The following is a 15,948-nucleotide window of genomic DNA, read 5'->3' as shown; positions in this document are numbered from 1 at the left end:
CTGAAGAAACCCGTTATGACCTGCACCGGGGCAGGCTTGCCAAGGTTAACACAGCCATTCGGGTCGCTACAGCAACAGCTGGCACCCTTATTGGTCGGCCGGGTGATTTACCCCGTCCCGCAGCGGCACCTCACCCAGCTCGAACGGATTGACACCGTCGAGGCAAGCGAGGTTGTAGCCATACTCGGCTGGATTGGATCTGCGCTGATGATGGGTATAGATGCCGCATCTCCCGCAAAAATAGTGGCGGGCGGTGCGAGTATTGAACTGGTAGCAGCGCAGTACCTCTTCCCCTTGCAGTATGCGGATGCCAGAGAGCGGTACCGAGGCGACGATGGCGCCGCGCCGCCGACACAGAGAGCAGTCACAGCGCCGTGGATCCACCACGCCGTCCGGCAGACTGAGCTCCAGCACCACGGCCCCGCAATGACAGCTGGCCCTGTGTCTCTCTTGAATGGGGGTATTGCCGATGCGTTTGATCATATGGCCTCCTTGCCACGGGATGGACTCCCGGATCAGTCGAACAGGGTCTCGCACCGCCCCTGCTGCACATGGGCATGCAAGGTACGCAGTTGTGACGCCACCACCCTATGGCGCGACAACTCGGGCAAGGCGTCGATGGGGAAGTAGGCGGCGTCTTGGGTTTCGTCCGTCTCGGTGAGCAGTTGCCCCCCCACGACCTCGCACAGGAAGAAGGCCTTGTGGGCATGGGGCAGCTGCGGCGGATGGGGATGTTTGAGCTTGTCAAACAGCGCCAGCAGTTGCACGGCGCGACAGACCAAGCCCGTCTCCTCGACCACCTCTCGCACCACGGCCCCCGCCGGTGAGTCACCGATATCGCACCAGCCGCCGGGCAAGGTCCAGCAACCATCGCTGCGCTCGCGCACCAACAGCAGCTGCCCCTGCTCGTTGAGGATCAGGGCGCGCACATCCAGCTTGGGGGTCGGATAGCCGCTATCCAGGGCAATCCAGTCAGCAATCCGCACAGGATCCTGCGCACTCTGCTCGGCGATAAGGGCAGCGGTGGCATCGCGCAAGGCATGAAAGCGCCCTATGTCGAAGGGATCCCTGGAGTAGGTCAGTCCGGCCTGGGCCGTGGCCAGTACCTGTTCCAGAAAAGAAGCCAGCCGAGGCTGGTCTGGGCCGGATCGCGAGTCCGGGTGATGGCTCTCTTGGGGGTCTGACTGAGGGTGGGTGTCGGGAGCCATGATTCAGAGCCCCAGAAAATGGACTATCTGGGCCGGGAAACGCTCGAAGCCGACGAAGCTGTGATCGCCACCGCACTCGAGGGAGAGCCGGGCAAAGGAGTACTCGCTCAGCGCCTTGCGATAGTCGAGCACCTCGTCCTCCTGCTGTTGCAGCACCCAGAGCCGATCCGGTGCCGTCACCGGCACCGCCAGCGCCCTGAGCTCGTCCATGTGCCGGGGCAGCAGTTCATAGCGCTCATGGGTATAGGGATTGGTCTGTGGCCCCAAGAAATCTTGCAGCAACTCATGGGGACGTACCGCCGGATTGATTAAGGCGGCGCGGCAGCCATAGCGCTCGCTCACCCGGGTCGCCATAAAACCGCCCAGGGAGCTGCCCACGGCGCCGAGCCTGAGGCGGTCGCCGTGGCGGGCCTGCGCGGCCGCGATGGTCTGCTCTATGGCCGCCCAGGCTGCTGCCGGGGTATTGGGCTGCGCCGGGATCAGCACCTCGATGTCGGGCCTGTGTTCGGCGAGCCAATCGGCCATCTGGTGCGCCTTGGCCGAACCGGGTGAGGAGTTGAAACCGTGCAGATAAAGCAACACTGAACTCATCGTGCCCCTCCGAGCAACCTTGGCGCCGCGTTGACATCCCAAGGATAAAGTAGCACCACGTTCATATCAGCCCCTCAATAACCGGTGGCATTCGGGTCGGGTACAAACTGGCCCAGGGGCAGGCGCCACACCTGGCTGGCGATACGGCCATCGGGGTGCAGGGTCAGGTAACGCCAACCCGGGCCCGACTCATCCAGAGTGAAGCCCTCACAGAGCGGCTTGAACTGGATGCAGGTGGAGGGGCTGGCGATGAGCCGCACTCCCCTGTGTACCTCGTCAAACTCCTGATGGACATGGCCAAACAGGATGGTTTTTTGCTGCGGATGGCGCGCCAGTACGGCGAAGAGATCATCGGCATTCTTGAGGTTGTGCTGATCCAGCCAGGCGCAGCCCACCGGCACCGCCTGATGATGCAAGGCGATGAGGGCATGGCGCTCCGGGTGCTGGCGCAGGGCCAGATCCAGGGCCGCCAACTGGTGATCCCCAAGCACCCCATGGGGTTTGCCGCGCACCTGGGTGTCGAGCAGTATGATCTGCCAGTGATCCCCCACCAGTTGCTTGGCCTCGCTGATCCCGGCCGCATGCAGGTACTCGGTCATCAGGGGGCCGTCGTCGTGATTGCCGGGCAGCCAGTAGATGGGGCGCGACAGGGGCGCCATCATGGAGGCAAAACGCTGGTAGGATTCCGGACTGTGATCCTGGGAGAGATCCCCGGTCGCCAGAATAAGGTCGAACTGATGGGCATTGATCTGAACCCGTTCGAGTACGGCAGCCAGGCTGTCGGCGGTCCGCACGGCCAGCAGACTGCCTTCACCGCTGGCGAACAGATGGGTATCGGTTATCTGTAACAGGCGCACACTGCCGTCGGGCGCCTGAGGTAGCTCTGTGTCCAAGATCACGCTTCTTTTTATTGGTTCAACTAGAGGATGTTAATCAGACTGGTACCGTGCCTGAGACAAAACTTGAGCCAATCGGCGAGGAACAGATTTACCTGCTCTTTTTCATCCCGTTGGTGCATTTTTGTATTGGGGTAATCATAACGTGGTTGCAACCTGGAAATCTGTTGCGCCGCACACACTTCCGCCATTCGCACATCATGATACAAACGAATCTCTATGCGAGTCTGCAAATAGTCCGGTAACTCAGGGTTGTGCTGAGCCAGGATCACCTGACTGGTGAACCGGCTCTCCTCGCTGACGGTGAGCTGGAACCGCAGGCCATTGCCGACCTGATAGCGGCGCTCGGCTCCTACGCTGCCGCCGGGAGGCAGCAACTTCATCAACGCCATATAGTTAACCTCGCAGGTACGCTGCAAGGACATCAAATCAGGCACATAGCGCTTAGCCTGCTGCAGGGTGAGCGCCACCTTAGCGCCCAGCCAGCCAGCGCGCACGCAGCTCACCGTGATTGAGGGCCAGCCACTGCAGGGCGATGACGGAAGCGGCGTTGTCGATACGCCCCTCCTTGAGCCAGGCATAGGCCTGCTCGCGGCTCACCCTGTGCACCCGGATGTCTTCCCCCTCCTCGGCCAAGCCATGCAGACCCTGGGCCTGACTGGCATCCACCTCGCCCACGAACACCTCGATGCGCTCCGTGCTGCCACCGGGGCTCACCAGATAGCTGATGGCATGCTCACAGCGACCCACCTCGATGCCCGCCTCTTCCACCGCCTCCCGGCGCACCACAACTTCGGCGGTCTCCCCTTCGTCTATGATGCCGGCCACCAGCTCCAGCAGCCAGGGAGTGGGACTGGTCTCGATGGCACCGATACGGAACTGCTCGACCAGCACTATCTCGTCGCGCACCGGATCATAGGGCAACAACGCGGCGGCATGACCCCGCTCGAACAGCTCGCGCACTATGGGTTCATTCCAGCCCCCGGCAAATAACCTGTGCTGCAAACGATAGACGTTCACTTTGAAAAAACCGTTATACCCTACTGATTTTTCAATGATTTTTACATCTTCCACGCCATAATGGACGGTATCTGGCAAGGCTTGCTGCGACATCTGCTGCTCCCGTCGGCTTGACTTGGCCCGGTTAGACCATAAAATCCGAGTTCATGAATGAACATTCATTCACTCATCCTTGATATCGATGAGCGATGGATTTTAGCAGTCACAGGGCATTTGGCTAGGCGTTCGCGGGAGAAAAACCCCGCTGTTTTTGTTCCTTTTCTTCGGGTCAGAACCGGACGGCTTTCGTGAAATTTTGCAGATAGTGACTCGATTAAGCTGAAATCCAGTTTGGTTGGTGACAATATCTTTCCTACATCCAGTGGCAGCTTCGAGTTAATACATAAGGTTAAGAGAATCTATGAACAGAACACTCCTGTCAGTCATGGTCCTGCTCGGCCTCAGCGCCAGTGCCCACGCTGAAAACTTGCTCGACATCTATACCCAGGCGCAACAGAAGGACACCCAGCTGCTGGAGTCCAAGGCCCGCCGCGACCAGGCCTTCGAGAAGATCAATGAGTCTCGCGCCTCCTTGCTGCCCCAGATCAACCTGGGTGCCGGTCTCAACTACCTGGCCAACAAGAGCGACACCCAGACCAATGGCAATGCCACCGGCAGCCTCTCTCTGGACCAGTCCATCTACCGTCGCAGCAACTGGGTCAACCTGGACCTGACCGAGAAGAGCGCCACCCAGTCTGACGTCACCTACAACCTGGAATACCAGCGTCTGATGGTGCGGACCTCCCAGGCCTATTTCAACGTGCTCAATGCCCAGGACACCCTGGAATTCGTGCGCGCCAACAAGGCCGCGGTCGAGCGTCAACTCGAGCAGACCCAGCAGCGTTTCGAAGTGGGTCTGACCGCCATCACCGACGTGCACGAAGCCGAAGCCTCTCGTGACCAGGCCCTTGCCGACGAGATCAATGCCGAAAACAACCTGGATAACAGCTACGAAGCCTTGCGTGAGCTAACCGGTGTCGATCACCGCAATCTGGACGTGCTCAACACCGACCGCTTCACGCCGCAAAAAACCGGTTTCAATTCTGACAAGTGGCTGGAAGTTGCCCTGGACAAGAACCTGGAGCTGCACAGCGCCCGCATCGGCAAAGACATCGCCAAGGAGCAGATCGATCTGGCCAAGACCGGTCATGAGCCGACCCTGGATCTGGGCGCCGGTCTGAACACCGGTTATTACGATTACAAGGACGAGACCATGAACTCGGACGGTAACGATAACCAGGCCAACATAGGGCTGACCTTCAAGCTGCCGCTCTATACCGGCGGCGCGACGACCTCCCAGGTCAAACAGTCCCAATACAACTATGTGGCAGCCAGCGAGCAGCTTGAGCGCAGCTTCCGCTCCGTGCAGAGCAGCGTGCGTTCCTCCTATAACAACGTGAACGCCAGCATCGGCTCGGTCCGTGCCTACAGCCAGTCGGTGATCTCCGCCGAGAGCGCCCTGAAGGCGACCGAAGCCGGTTATGAAGTGGGCACCCGTACCATAGTCGACGTGCTCGACTCGACCCGCAAGCTGTATGACGCCAAGCAGAAGCTCTCCGAGGCACGTTACAACTACATCCTCAGCATCCTCGCCCTCAAGCAGGCGGCTGGCGTGTTGGAACAGAAAGACATCGTAGAGGTCAACCAGGGCCTGATGATTGCCCCAGCCGATGCCCCCAAGAGCACCAGCCGTACCTATTGATTGACCCTGCACTAACGAAAAAGGCGACCCTGAGGTCGCCTTTTTTATGAGTGCCGCTCACCATCCCGGGCGAACAACCGCGCTGAATAACAGCCCTTAGAAACCAGCCTTGGCCGGTTTTTCAGGGCTGACTATCGCTTATCCGCGTTCGCGAATGGTCTTGATGATGTCGCTGGTAGAGCAGCCATCCTCGAAGTTGAGGACTCGCACCTCGCCGCCATTGGCGGTCACTTCGTCATAACCGGCGATCTCTTCGGGTTGGTAGTCACCCCCCTTGACCAGCAGATCCGGCAGTATCTCGGCGATCAGGCGCTGGGGGGTATCCTCGGCAAAGGGCACGACCCAATCCACGGCACCCAGGGCGGCCAATACGGTCATGCGACGCTCGGTCGGATTGACCGGGCGGCCCGGCCCCTTGAGGCGGCGCACGGATTCATCAGTGTTGACCGCGACGATCAGGCGATCCCCCAGCTTGCCTGCATTGGCAAGATAGGAGACATGGCCGGCGTGCAGGATATCGAAGCAGCCGTTGGTCATGACCACCTTCTCGCCACGACGACGAGCGGCATCGACCGCTATCTTGAGCTGCTGCTCGGAGAGCACACCAAAGCCGGTCTCGTGCTCGTTGTAGAGCGCATTGGCCAGCTCGACCGGGCTGACGGTGGAGGTACCAAGCTTGCCGACCACTATGCCCGCGGCGGTGTTGGCCAGGGCGCACGCCTCGTCCAGGGTCTTGCCGGCGGCCAGAGCGGTAGCCAGGGTCGAGATGACGGTGTCACCGGCCCCGGTCACGTCATAGACCTCATGGGCCTGAGCGGGCAGATGCAACTCTTCCTGTCCTGCACGGATCAGGGTCATGCCATTCTCGGAGCGGGTCACCAGCAAGGCATCCAGCTCGAAGCGCTTGACCAGCTCCAAGCCACGGCTGACCAATTCCTGTTCACTCTTCACCTTGCCCACCACCGCCTCGAACTCGGACATGTTGGGGGTGAGCAAAGTGGCACCACGGTACTTCTCGAACTCGGTCCCCTTGGGGTCAACCAGCACCGGAATACCGGCGGCACGGGCACGGGCTATCATGCCCGGCACATCGTTGAGCGCGCCCTTGCCATAGTCGGAGAGGATCATCACATCGGCATGAGGCAGCGCCTGCTCGACCTTGCCCATCAGCAGCGAGGCGTCGACATCGTGGAAGGCCTCCTCGAAGTCCAGGCGCAGCAGTTGCTGGTTGCGTGACAATACCCGCAGCTTGGTGATGGTGGGATAGTCCCTGAGGCGCACGAAGTCGCAGGCCACCTTGACCCCGGCCATCTGGCTCGCCAACGCATCGGCGGCCTCATCCTGCCCGGTCAGGCCCAGCAGCACGGCGTGAGCGCCGAGGGCCGCCGAGTTGAGCGCCACGTTGGCCGCGCCACCCGGGCGCTCCTCGATGTGCTCTACCTTGACCACGGGTACCGGCGCTTCCGGCGAGATACGACCGGTGGGGCCATGCCAGTAGCGATCCAGCATGACATCGCCGACAACCAGTACGCGGGCTTTTTCAAAATCGGGCAGGGTGATCTTCATCTGTATCGACTCTCACAACCGGAAAAATCAGCAGAGGATTTTATCACAGTCTCTGGCGCCGTGTTAACAACGCCATTGGCCGCGCCATTCGCCAGCGGCCGTATTTTTCGGCTAGAATCCCCCGACTGAGTTTGCGAACACGAGAATCTTCATGGCCCAAGATAATACTCCCCGCCTCACCCCTCCTCTATTTCACCCCCGCTATTGGGGCAGCTGGTTAGGGCTTTCCCTGCTCTGGTTGCTGGTCCTGTTGCCATGGCGTACCCAGATGTGGCTAGGTCGTGGCCTGGGCGCCCTCGCCCGCCGTCTGCTCAAGTCCAGGGTGAAAATTGCCCGTCGCAATCTTGAGCTGGCCCTGCCCGAACTGAGCCGGGACGAGCGCGAGGTGCTGCTCAAGCAGAACTTCGACAGCGTAGGTTGCGCCATCTTCGAGGTGGGTATGGCCTGGTTCTGGCCGGATTGGCGCATGCGCAAGCTGATGACGGTCAAGGGGGAAGAGCATGTCCACAACGCCGTGGCCAAGGGCCAGGGCATGTTGCTGCTCTCCTGCCACTTCTTGACTCTGGAACTCAACGCCCGCTGTTTCGGCCTGGTCAGGCCCGGGGTCGGCGTCTATCGCCCCAATACCAATCCGGTGCTGGAGTATGCCCAGTACCATGGCCGCTGCGCCTCCAACAAGTACCTGGTCGATCGCACCGACGTGAAGGGGATGATCAAGGCGCTGCGCAACGGGGATGCGCTCTGGTACGCACCGGACCACGACTACGGCAGCCATGCCAGCGTCTTCGTGCCCTACTTCGCGGTCGAGAAGGCCGCCACCATCACAGGTACCGCCACCCTGGCACGGGTCAAGAACAGCGTCACCCTGCCCTGCTACAACATTCGTACCGCCAAGGGGTACGAACTGAATATAGGGGCGCCACTCGCGGACTATCCTAGTGGGGATGAGCTGGCGGATGCCGCGCGGGTCAATCGGGAAATTGAAACCGCCGTGCGCCGAGCCCCCGAGCAGTATATGTGGCTGCATCGTCGCTTCAAGACCAGGCCCAGCAAGGAAGATCCCGGTTATTACTGATGTGAAACTGCTGGGAAAACCGCCTTTTCACGATTTCCTTATCATTTTTGACAGCCAAAGGTTTTCAATCGAAGCGTGATATTTTATTAATAATCAAAATGATAAGCAGGAGAGGGCGCCAGGGCCCATGAAGGGAAGCAAATGAACAAGATCACTCTATTGAGCGTCGCACTACTGGGAGTCAGCGCCTGTAGCCAGCAATCCCCATCGCTGGATTTCGGCCCAAGACCACTCAGTTCGGCCAGTGAAGTCTCCGCCAACTGGCAGCCCAGCCGCACAGTGGAGCCCCGCTATCCCAAGGAGGCGGTCGCCGCCGGTGAGATGGGCTGCACCACCCTGGAATATCTGATCACCCCGAGCGGCGAGGCGGCCCAGATACGCATAGTGTCACGCACCGATGAGCGTTACTCCGATGCCGCCATCGAGGCCCTCTCCCGCTGGCAGTGGCAGCCGACCGAATTCAACAAGAGCCATCAAACCCTCAAGAGCCAGACCCGCTTCGATTTCTGCATCGAACTCAACGGAGAACCCTGCGAGCGCACGCTGCTCGATCAGACCTGTGAGGGGAGCGCCAGCATCACCAGCACCGCCAAGATCTACACCCAGGTACGCTAACGCCCCATCCGGGCAGACAACACCGGCTCCAGACAGACAAAAGGAGTGGGGCATGGCCTCACTCCTTTTTGCTGCCTGGCTATTAACTCGGCGAGTAGAAAAGTAGTGCCGCCCGGGGGACGCCCTTGCTCAGGATTGCAGCCAGGCAATGATGGCAAGCTGTAGCGGTACATAATCGGCCCGAGACAGCCAGGTCGCTTGCCCTGCCTCATCCAGGCTCGTAAGCTCGGCCCGGGTATCGGTCAGACGCTGGGCCCACTCCGGACGCTCTTGAGCGCCATCCAGCCCCTTGGCTATCAGCGCCAGACCCGCCATCAGGCCGGGCCAGCCGCTCACATCCTCTTGCAGCGCGCAGATCTGCTCATGATGCTGCCAATGTTCGAGGCCTGCCTGTACTCGCTGATGCAGCGACAGGGCGTCCCACTGTGCCACTGAGGGGATGGCGCGCGGCACCAGCGCCTTGCCCAGCCCCGCCAAACGATAACCGCGCTGGGCCTTGGACTGCACGCCCAGTCTCAAGCCGGGAATGGCCCCCAGGCGCTCTGCCAGGGCGAGCAGGGCCGCCGTCGACCCCGTCTTGAGCTCCAGCTCCAACTCATCGATAGCCTCACATCCCCCCTTGCCCGCTATCTCCCCCTGATCCCAGGCCAGCTCTATCTCTGCTCCCTCATAGGCGATCAGCCAGTGGCGGCGCAGGAAATCGGTTCGAAACTGGGGCAACAGCGCAGCCTGCAAGGCGGCCAGATCCTCCCCTTTGGGCCAGATAGTGGCAGGAAAATCGCCCAAATTCGGCGAGTCCCCCATGACAGGGGCATTATATTCAGGTCTGGCATGCAACCCCCCCACTCCCTGGCCCCGACACTTGATGGTTTGTTCAGCGAAATCATCGCTGCGGCGGATACGCAGCCCCATGTCGAGCCGACGCAGCGCCAAGTCTGCGGTATCAAAGTAGGTGTTGCCGAGCAATGCCTGGGAGTGAGAGAAAATAGTGAGTGAATTCAAAATGATATTCAGCTTATGCCCCAAGTCATCATGGGGGGCGCTAGCGATGAGAAATTTGATTTCAATCTCGGTTTGCATAGGTTTTCCGGGCAAAAAGGGAGTTTAGGGAGGCGGCCACCAGACGGCGCGGATATACTGCCTGCGTGACGTTAAGATGAAGTTCGCTGTTTTATTGGTCGCGCAGTTCGGTTACCATGCGCGCCTCATAGAATCGTATCGAGTGTTTTTTCACCGACACAGGTTTTTACCATGCCAGTAAATACTATTTTAGGGCTTTTTGCCAAGTCGCCCATCAAGCCGTTGCAAAAGCACATTGTGAAAGTTCACGAGTGTTCTCAGCAACTTATCCCCTTCTTTGACGCCATCGCCGATGGTCGTTGGGGTGATGCCGAACGCATTCGTCAGCAGATCTCCCAACTGGAAAAAGAAGCCGACATCCTCAAGCGTGAAATTCGTCTGAAACTGCCTCGCGGTCTGTTTCTGCCGGTTGCGCGCACCGACTTGCTGGAGCTTTTGACCCAACAGGACAAGATAGCCAATCGTGCCAAGGACATTTCCGGCCGCATGTTGGGCCGTCATATGGAATTCCCCACCGAGATGCGTGCCGACGTCATGGCCTATCTCAAACGCTGTATCGATGCGACCGCCCAAGCCGAAAAAGCCATCGGAGAACTCGATGAGCTGCTCGAAACCGGCTTCAAGGGACGTGAAGTTGAGATGGTTGCCGAGATGATCCATCAGCTGGATTTGATCGAGGACGATACTGATACCATGCAGATTGGTTTGCGGCAGAAACTCCAGACTGTGGAGCACAACTACAATCCGATCGACGTTATTTTCCTGTACAAGATCCTCGAATGGGTTGGTGATCTGGCGGACCAGGCTGAGCGTGTAGGCGCCCGTCTGGAACTGATGCTGGCTCGTTCCTAATCGACTGACTGGGTAAAAATTACTAATGGACATTATCGCGAATTACGGCACCACTCTGGTGATCGTGGCGGCCTTGTTCGGCTTTTTGATGGCCTGGGGTATTGGCGCCAATGACGTTGCCAATGCCATGGGCACGTCGGTCGGCACCAAATCCCTGACCATCCGTCAGGCCATCATCATCGCCATGATCTTTGAGTTCGCCGGGGCCTATCTGGCCGGTGGTGAAGTCACTGCCACCATACGCAATGGCATCATAGATACCAACGCCTTCACCGATAGCCCGGACATTCTGGTGCTCGGTATGATCTCCTCCTTGCTGGCGGCGGGTCTTTGGCTGATCCTGGCCTCCTACTTCGGCTGGCCCGTCTCCACCACCCACTCCATCATTGGCGCCATCGTTGGTTTTGCCGTGGTGAGCGTCGGTCCGGAAGCGGTGCAGTGGAGCAAGTTCGGCGGCATAGTGGGCTCCTGGATAGTGACGCCGGCGCTCTCCGGCGTCATCGCCTACTTCATGTTCATCAGCGTGCAGAAGCTCATCTTCAACACCGATGATCCCCTGGGCAACGCCAAGCGCTACGTCCCCTTCTACATGTTTCTGACCGCGCTGGTCATCTGTCTGGTGACCATCAAGAAGGGGCTGTCCCACGTTGGTCTGCATCTGAGCAACAGTGAGGGCATACTGCTCTCCGTGGGCATCTCCATCGCCCTGGCCATTGCGGGTTGGTTCTACATTCGTAGACAGAACTACAACCCGGTCGATGACAACAAGATGCACTTCGCCAACGTGGAGAAGGTATTTGGCATCCTGATGGTGATCACCGCCTGTGCCATGGCGTTTGCCCACGGCTCCAACGATGTCGCCAACGCCATAGGCCCGCTCTCCGCCGTGGTCTCCACCGTCGAGAGTGCAGGCCAGATCACCGGCAACTCCTCGATCGCCTGGTGGATCCTGCCCCTGGGTGGGATAGGCATCGTCATTGGCCTGGCGACCATGGGCGAGAAGGTGATGGCGACTGTCGGTACCGGCATCACCCACCTGACCCCGAGCCGTGGCTTCGCCGCCCAGCTGGCGACCGCGGCCACCGTGGTGATCGCCTCTGGTACCGGCCTGCCCATCTCCACCACCCAGACACTGGTGGGTGCCGTCATGGGGGTGGGTCTGGCCCGCGGTATCGCGGCCCTGAACCTGGGCGTGCTGCGCAATATCGTGGTCTCCTGGGTCATCACCCTGCCCGCGGGTGCCATTCTGGCCATCGTTATCTTCTATGTGCTGGAAGCCTGTTTCTCCTGATACAGGCCACTCCGCCAGCAAAAAGCCCGGGTCAATGACCCGGGCTTTTTTTATCCTCATCTCCCACTCTCCAGGGACGGTGCCCTATCAGCGTTCCCCTGACCCTGGCAGCCTCATGTCTCGTCCAGGAAGGTCCACTCGTCCCTGACCCGGCTGATGGCATCGAGCCGCCGCTTGGCGAGCTGCTCGCGGATCGCCTCCCCCTTGAAACCTGCCGCCACTATCTCCTTGACCGGCACGGCCTGAGCCGCTTCGAGCGCCTGCGCCACATAATCCGGCTCGGCATAGACTCGCTCCTCAAAGCCGGTACGGCCATGGAAGTCGGCGCGGCAGGCATCGAGCAGCTGGGCGAAGCGCTCCGGCCTGCGCCAGGCATCCGCCTTGTCGAACACCTTGAGCAGGGTGGCGGGCTTGAGTTCGAAGGCGATGTGGATATGGGTGTGCAGATCGCTCACCAAGAGCGCCAGATCCCGGCAATCTCCAGGCACCTTGAAGCGCTCGCAAAAATCACGAATGAGCGGTAATCCCTTCTGACCGTGGCCATGATGGCTGGGCCAGAACTCTTTGGGGGTCAACCCCTTGCCAAAGTCGTGACACAGGGCCGCAAAGCGCACCACCAGGGTGGAGGAGCGCTGGCAAGCCTGCTCCAGCACCATGAGGGTGTGGATGCCGGTATCAATCTCCGGGTGCCACTTGGCGGGCGCCGGTACCCCAAACAGGGCATCGAGTTCGGGGAAGAGCGCCTTGAGGGCGCCACATGAGCGCAATACCTCGAAGAAGACCGCCGGGGTTGGCCCCATCAATACTCGCTCCAGCTCCTTCCAGACCCGCTCCGGGGTCAGGTGGGCCAGCTCCCCCGCCTCTGTCATCTCGCGCATCAGGGCCAGGGTCTCTGGCGCCACCACGAAGCCCTGGGCATGGAAGCGCGCCGCGAAGCGGGCCACCCGCAAGACGCGCAAGGGATCCTCGCTAAAAGCAGGGGAGACATGGCGCAGCAGCCGCTGCTCAAGATCCTGCAAACCACCATAGGGGTCATGGAGCTGGCCAGACTCATCCTCGGCGATGGCATTGACGGTGAGATCCCGGCGCAGCAAATCTTGCTCGAGCGTGACATCGGGCGCCGCATGGCAGACGAAGCCGGTGTAGCCCTGGCCCTGCTTGCGCTCGGTGCGCGCCAGCGCGTACTCCTCATGGGTCTTGGGATGCAGGAACACCGGAAAATCGCGACCGACCTGGCTGTAACCTTGCGCCAGCATCTGCTCGACCGTGGCCCCGACCACCAGATGATCCCTGTCCCCTTGCGGCAATCCCAACAGGCGATCCCGGATCGCCCCCCCTACCAGATAGATCTGCAAATCGACTCCCTCCCTCATGGATGCTGCCCCGATTATATCGGCTTTGCCCCTCGGGCACGATGGCCCCTGCTTGCCGGGGTTTTCGGGTCTTTGACATAACCCCGGTGAGGCTTTAACCTGCCGCCATAACAATGGAATGGATCCTTATGTACACACAGTTCTTCGGTCTGTCGGAAGCGCCCTTCTCCATCTCGCCCAATCCCAAATATCTCTATATGAGTGAACGGCACGGGGAGGCGCTCGCCCATCTCAACTACGGCCTGCAAGATGGCGGAGGCTTCGTGTTGCTCACCGGCGAGGTGGGTACCGGCAAGACCACTGTGTCCCGCTGCCTGCTGCAACAGCTGCCCGCCGACACCGAGATAGCCTACATCCTCAATCCTTCGCTCACCGAACGGGATCTGCTGGCGGCCATCTGTGATGAGTATCAGTTGCCCTATGGCGCCGATGCCGGCCTCAAGACACTGTTTGATCTGATCCGCGACCATCTGCTCGCCAATCTGGCGGCGGGCAAGCGCAGCGTGGTACTGGTCGATGAGGCGCAGCACCTGCTGCCCGGGGTACTGGAGCAGTTGCGGCTGCTCACCAATCTGGAGACCGACGAGAAGAAGCTGCTGCAGGTGGTACTCATCGGCCAACCCGAGCTGCAACAGATGCTGCGCCAGCCTCTGCTGCGTCAGCTGGCCCAGCGCATCACGGCCCGTTATCACCTGTTGCCGCTCTCGGCCACGGACGTCGATGCCTATGTGCGCTTTCGTCTCCAGGTCGCGGGCTGCGTGCAACCCATCTTCACCCCCAAGGCCCTCGCCACCCTGCACCGGCTCTCCGGCGGCATACCGCGGCTCATCAACCTCATCTGCGACCGCGCCCTGATCGGCGCCTTTGCCCGGGCCAGCCACAAGGTGAGCCACAAGGACATCAGTGTGGCGGCCTATGAAGTGAGTGGCATTCGCGACGAAGGAAGCTGGCAATCCGGGCTGACCGTGGCCCTGGCTGGCGCCCTGCTGGTCACCCTCGGCTGGTGGGGCTGGCAGTTCGTCGGCATCTTCCCCGAGCGTCCCGTGGTCAAGGTGGAAGTGCCGGTCAAGGTCGACAACAGCGCCGAGCAGCAGGAGCAGCTGACCCGTGCCATCAATCAGGCCATCGAGCCCGATGTCGCCATGCAGAATCTGTTCAAGGTGTGGGGCTATCAGACCAGTCTGGAGGAGGCCATCTGTGACAATGCCCCCCGCGCCGGGCTGCGCTGCCAGGAGGGCGAGGCCTCCCTCCTGGAGCTGCAAGCCCTGCAATACCCGGCACTCATCAGTCTGAATGATGAGAACGGCGGTCTCTATTACGCGACCCTCACCCAGCTCGGCCCAGACAAGGCATCCTTGCTGATCGGCAAGCAGCGCTGGCAGGTGGAACGCCAATGGCTTGAAGACAACTGGGGGGGCAGTTACACCCTGCTGTGGCGCCTGCCCAAGGGTGGGGTGGCCCTGATTGGCAACAACGCTGGCGCCGAGCAGGTACAGTGGCTCGACAATGCTCTGAGCCGGGCCTTGCAGCAACCCGAGCGCAAGGTGAAGCGCTTCGATGGCGCGCTCAAGGCCAAGCTGCAGCAGTTCCAGCGTGAACAGGGGCTCAATCCGGACGGTATCGCCGGTAGCAATACCTTGCTGCACCTGAACGTGCTGGCCGGTGAACCCATGCCCAAGCTGGAGGATGCCTCCTGATGCGAGCCCCAACCGCCATCCTGGCAGCGAACCATGTTGCCTCCGTCCGCCCTCTCCCTGGAGTGACTGCCTGATGTCGACCCTGCTCAAGGCCCTGCGACGGGCCGATGCCCCCCAGCACGCCCCCCATATTCCCGCCATGGGGCTGCCGGTCACCCGGGAAGAAGAACCAAACCGCGCCTGGATCTGGTGGTTGCTGGCACCGCTGGCCATCGCCATGGGGGCCGCGGCCAATTATGGCTGGCATCTGCTTCATAACCGCCCCATAGAAGAGAGAGTCGAGGTCAAGGAGATAGTCACGGCGCCTTTCATGCGGGTCGAACCCGGGGAGATGATCACCCGCCCGCTGCCGCCCCCCCTGCCCGAACCCGTGGTTCAGCCCAAGCCGGCCCAGGAACAGGTGATCCACGAACCCGGCAACCAGGATCTCGCCGCGCTGCTGCAAAGCGCCCTCAACAATGTGCCGCTGGAGCCCGAGCCAGAGTCCGCCCCGCTTCAGACCCAGTCTGCGGCGTCCCAGGTCGTCCCCATTGCGGCACTGCCTCCGGCACTGCGTCAGCAGATCCCTCGGCTCGCCTATGGGGCGCACCTCTACTCTTCCAATCCGGCCAAGCGCAGCGTGGTGATCAATGGCCGTGAGGTGCGGGAAGGCAACGAGGTGGCGCCCGGCGTCATCCTGCAAGCCATTGCCCAGGACTACATAGTCCTCGGCGTGGCCGGCCAATCCGTCAGCCTGAAGGCCTTGCAGGATTGGCTGGGGTAATCCCGTCCGCCGCGACCAGGCTGCCGGGTCAGGTTCGTTCAACGCGGCAAACACAAGAGAGGGAGCCTCAGAGCTCCCCTTTTTAATCAACAAGATGAGAGCAATGCGAGTCAACGCGCTGCACCAGCCAGCCCTTGTACGGGGCTCCGGCCATGGCCGCCGTCCGTTACTCCTTTCCGC

The 15,948-nt window shown here is 60.8% G+C and carries 16 protein-coding genes; 7 read left to right on the top strand and 9 right to left on the bottom strand.

The window, feature by feature from the left end; genetic code table 11:
• Nucleotides 1-87 precede the first annotated feature (87 nt).
• From KYK33_RS03015 to nudF, 6 genes are all read right to left on the bottom strand, one after another.
• A complete protein-coding gene (locus tag KYK33_RS03015; protein WP_224431986.1) occupies nt 88-483 on the bottom strand; it encodes a GFA family protein in 396 nt (131 codons plus the stop codon).
• Between the two features lie 32 nt (nt 484-515).
• Complete coding sequence (locus KYK33_RS03010) at nt 516-1,127, bottom strand: NUDIX hydrolase (protein ID WP_224432931.1); 612 nt, start codon at nt 1,125-1,127, stop codon at nt 516-518.
• Nucleotides 1,128-1,211: 84 nt separating this feature from the next.
• On the bottom strand, nt 1,212-1,799 hold the full coding sequence (locus KYK33_RS03005; protein ID WP_224431985.1) for a YqiA/YcfP family alpha/beta fold hydrolase: 588 nt from the start codon (nt 1,797-1,799) through the stop codon (nt 1,212-1,214).
• Nucleotides 1,800-1,873: 74 nt separating this feature from the next.
• Nucleotides 1,874-2,692, bottom strand: a complete 819-nt coding sequence (cpdA, locus tag KYK33_RS03000) for a 3',5'-cyclic-AMP phosphodiesterase (protein WP_224431984.1) — start codon at nt 2,690-2,692, stop codon at nt 1,874-1,876.
• Nucleotides 2,693-2,718: 26 nt separating this feature from the next.
• A complete protein-coding gene (locus KYK33_RS02995; protein ID WP_224431983.1) occupies nt 2,719-3,165 on the bottom strand; it encodes a DUF1249 domain-containing protein in 447 nt (148 codons plus the stop codon).
• Nucleotide 3,166: 1 nt separating this feature from the next.
• The gene (gene nudF / locus KYK33_RS02990; protein WP_224431982.1) at nt 3,167-3,808 is read right to left on the bottom strand and encodes an ADP-ribose diphosphatase; all 642 of its coding nucleotides are present in this window, start codon (nt 3,806-3,808) and stop codon (nt 3,167-3,169) included.
• Between the two features lie 307 nt (nt 3,809-4,115).
• Between nudF and tolC the strand changes: the two genes are divergently transcribed.
• Nucleotides 4,116-5,456: an outer membrane channel protein TolC gene (tolC, locus tag KYK33_RS02985; RefSeq protein ID WP_224431981.1), complete on the top strand. Its 1,341-nt coding sequence runs from the start codon at nt 4,116-4,118 to the stop codon at nt 5,454-5,456.
• Between the two features lie 138 nt (nt 5,457-5,594).
• Here the strand turns inward: tolC and hldE are convergent, their stop codons facing one another.
• On the bottom strand, nt 5,595-7,022 hold the full coding sequence (gene hldE, locus KYK33_RS02980) for a bifunctional D-glycero-beta-D-manno-heptose-7-phosphate kinase/D-glycero-beta-D-manno-heptose 1-phosphate adenylyltransferase HldE (protein WP_042041703.1): 1,428 nt from the start codon (nt 7,020-7,022) through the stop codon (nt 5,595-5,597).
• A 151-nt stretch (nt 7,023-7,173) separates the two neighbouring features.
• Between hldE and lpxL the strand changes: the two genes are divergently transcribed.
• Nucleotides 7,174-8,097: an LpxL/LpxP family Kdo(2)-lipid IV(A) lauroyl/palmitoleoyl acyltransferase gene (lpxL, locus tag KYK33_RS02975; protein WP_042041704.1), complete on the top strand. Its 924-nt coding sequence runs from the start codon at nt 7,174-7,176 to the stop codon at nt 8,095-8,097.
• Nucleotides 8,098-8,238: 141 nt separating this feature from the next.
• A complete protein-coding gene (locus KYK33_RS02970) occupies nt 8,239-8,712 on the top strand; it encodes an energy transducer TonB (RefSeq protein ID WP_042041705.1) in 474 nt (157 codons plus the stop codon).
• Nucleotides 8,713-8,841: 129 nt separating this feature from the next.
• Here the strand turns inward: KYK33_RS02970 and KYK33_RS02965 are convergent, their stop codons facing one another.
• Nucleotides 8,842-9,792 (bottom strand): CYTH domain-containing protein, encoded by a 951-nt coding sequence (locus KYK33_RS02965; RefSeq protein WP_224431980.1) that lies wholly within the window; start codon nt 9,790-9,792, stop codon nt 8,842-8,844.
• Nucleotides 9,793-9,963: 171 nt separating this feature from the next.
• Here KYK33_RS02965 and KYK33_RS02960 point away from each other — a divergent pair, with 171 nt between their 5' ends.
• Together KYK33_RS02960 and KYK33_RS02955 are read left to right on the top strand one after the other, a co-directional pair.
• Nucleotides 9,964-10,644, top strand: a complete 681-nt coding sequence (locus KYK33_RS02960) for a TIGR00153 family protein (RefSeq protein ID WP_224431979.1) — start codon at nt 9,964-9,966, stop codon at nt 10,642-10,644.
• A gap of 25 nt (nt 10,645-10,669) precedes the next feature.
• Nucleotides 10,670-11,935, top strand: coding sequence for an inorganic phosphate transporter (locus tag KYK33_RS02955; RefSeq protein ID WP_042041709.1), 1,266 nt, complete (start codon nt 10,670-10,672; stop codon nt 11,933-11,935).
• A 113-nt stretch (nt 11,936-12,048) separates the two neighbouring features.
• On the opposite strand, the gene KYK33_RS02950 is transcribed toward KYK33_RS02955, so the two are convergent.
• The gene (locus KYK33_RS02950; RefSeq protein WP_224431978.1) at nt 12,049-13,290 is read right to left on the bottom strand and encodes a multifunctional CCA addition/repair protein; all 1,242 of its coding nucleotides are present in this window, start codon (nt 13,288-13,290) and stop codon (nt 12,049-12,051) included.
• 146 nt (nt 13,291-13,436) lie between these two features.
• Here KYK33_RS02950 and KYK33_RS02945 point away from each other — a divergent pair, with 146 nt between their 5' ends.
• Nucleotides 13,437-15,005: an ExeA family protein gene (locus tag KYK33_RS02945; RefSeq protein ID WP_224431977.1), complete on the top strand. Its 1,569-nt coding sequence runs from the start codon at nt 13,437-13,439 to the stop codon at nt 15,003-15,005.
• A gap of 73 nt (nt 15,006-15,078) precedes the next feature.
• Complete coding sequence (gene exeB, locus KYK33_RS02940) at nt 15,079-15,768, top strand: GspB family T2SS assembly factor variant ExeB (RefSeq protein ID WP_224431976.1); 690 nt, start codon at nt 15,079-15,081, stop codon at nt 15,766-15,768.
• The last annotated feature ends 180 nt before the right edge of the window (nt 15,769-15,948 follow it).

The sequence above is a fragment of the Aeromonas rivuli genome, assembly GCF_020149575.1.
Taxonomy (GTDB): Bacteria; Pseudomonadota; Gammaproteobacteria; order Enterobacterales; family Aeromonadaceae; genus Aeromonas; species Aeromonas rivuli.
The sequence above is the reverse complement of the archived record's forward strand: the minus strand, read 5'-3'. Positions and strand labels throughout refer to the sequence as shown.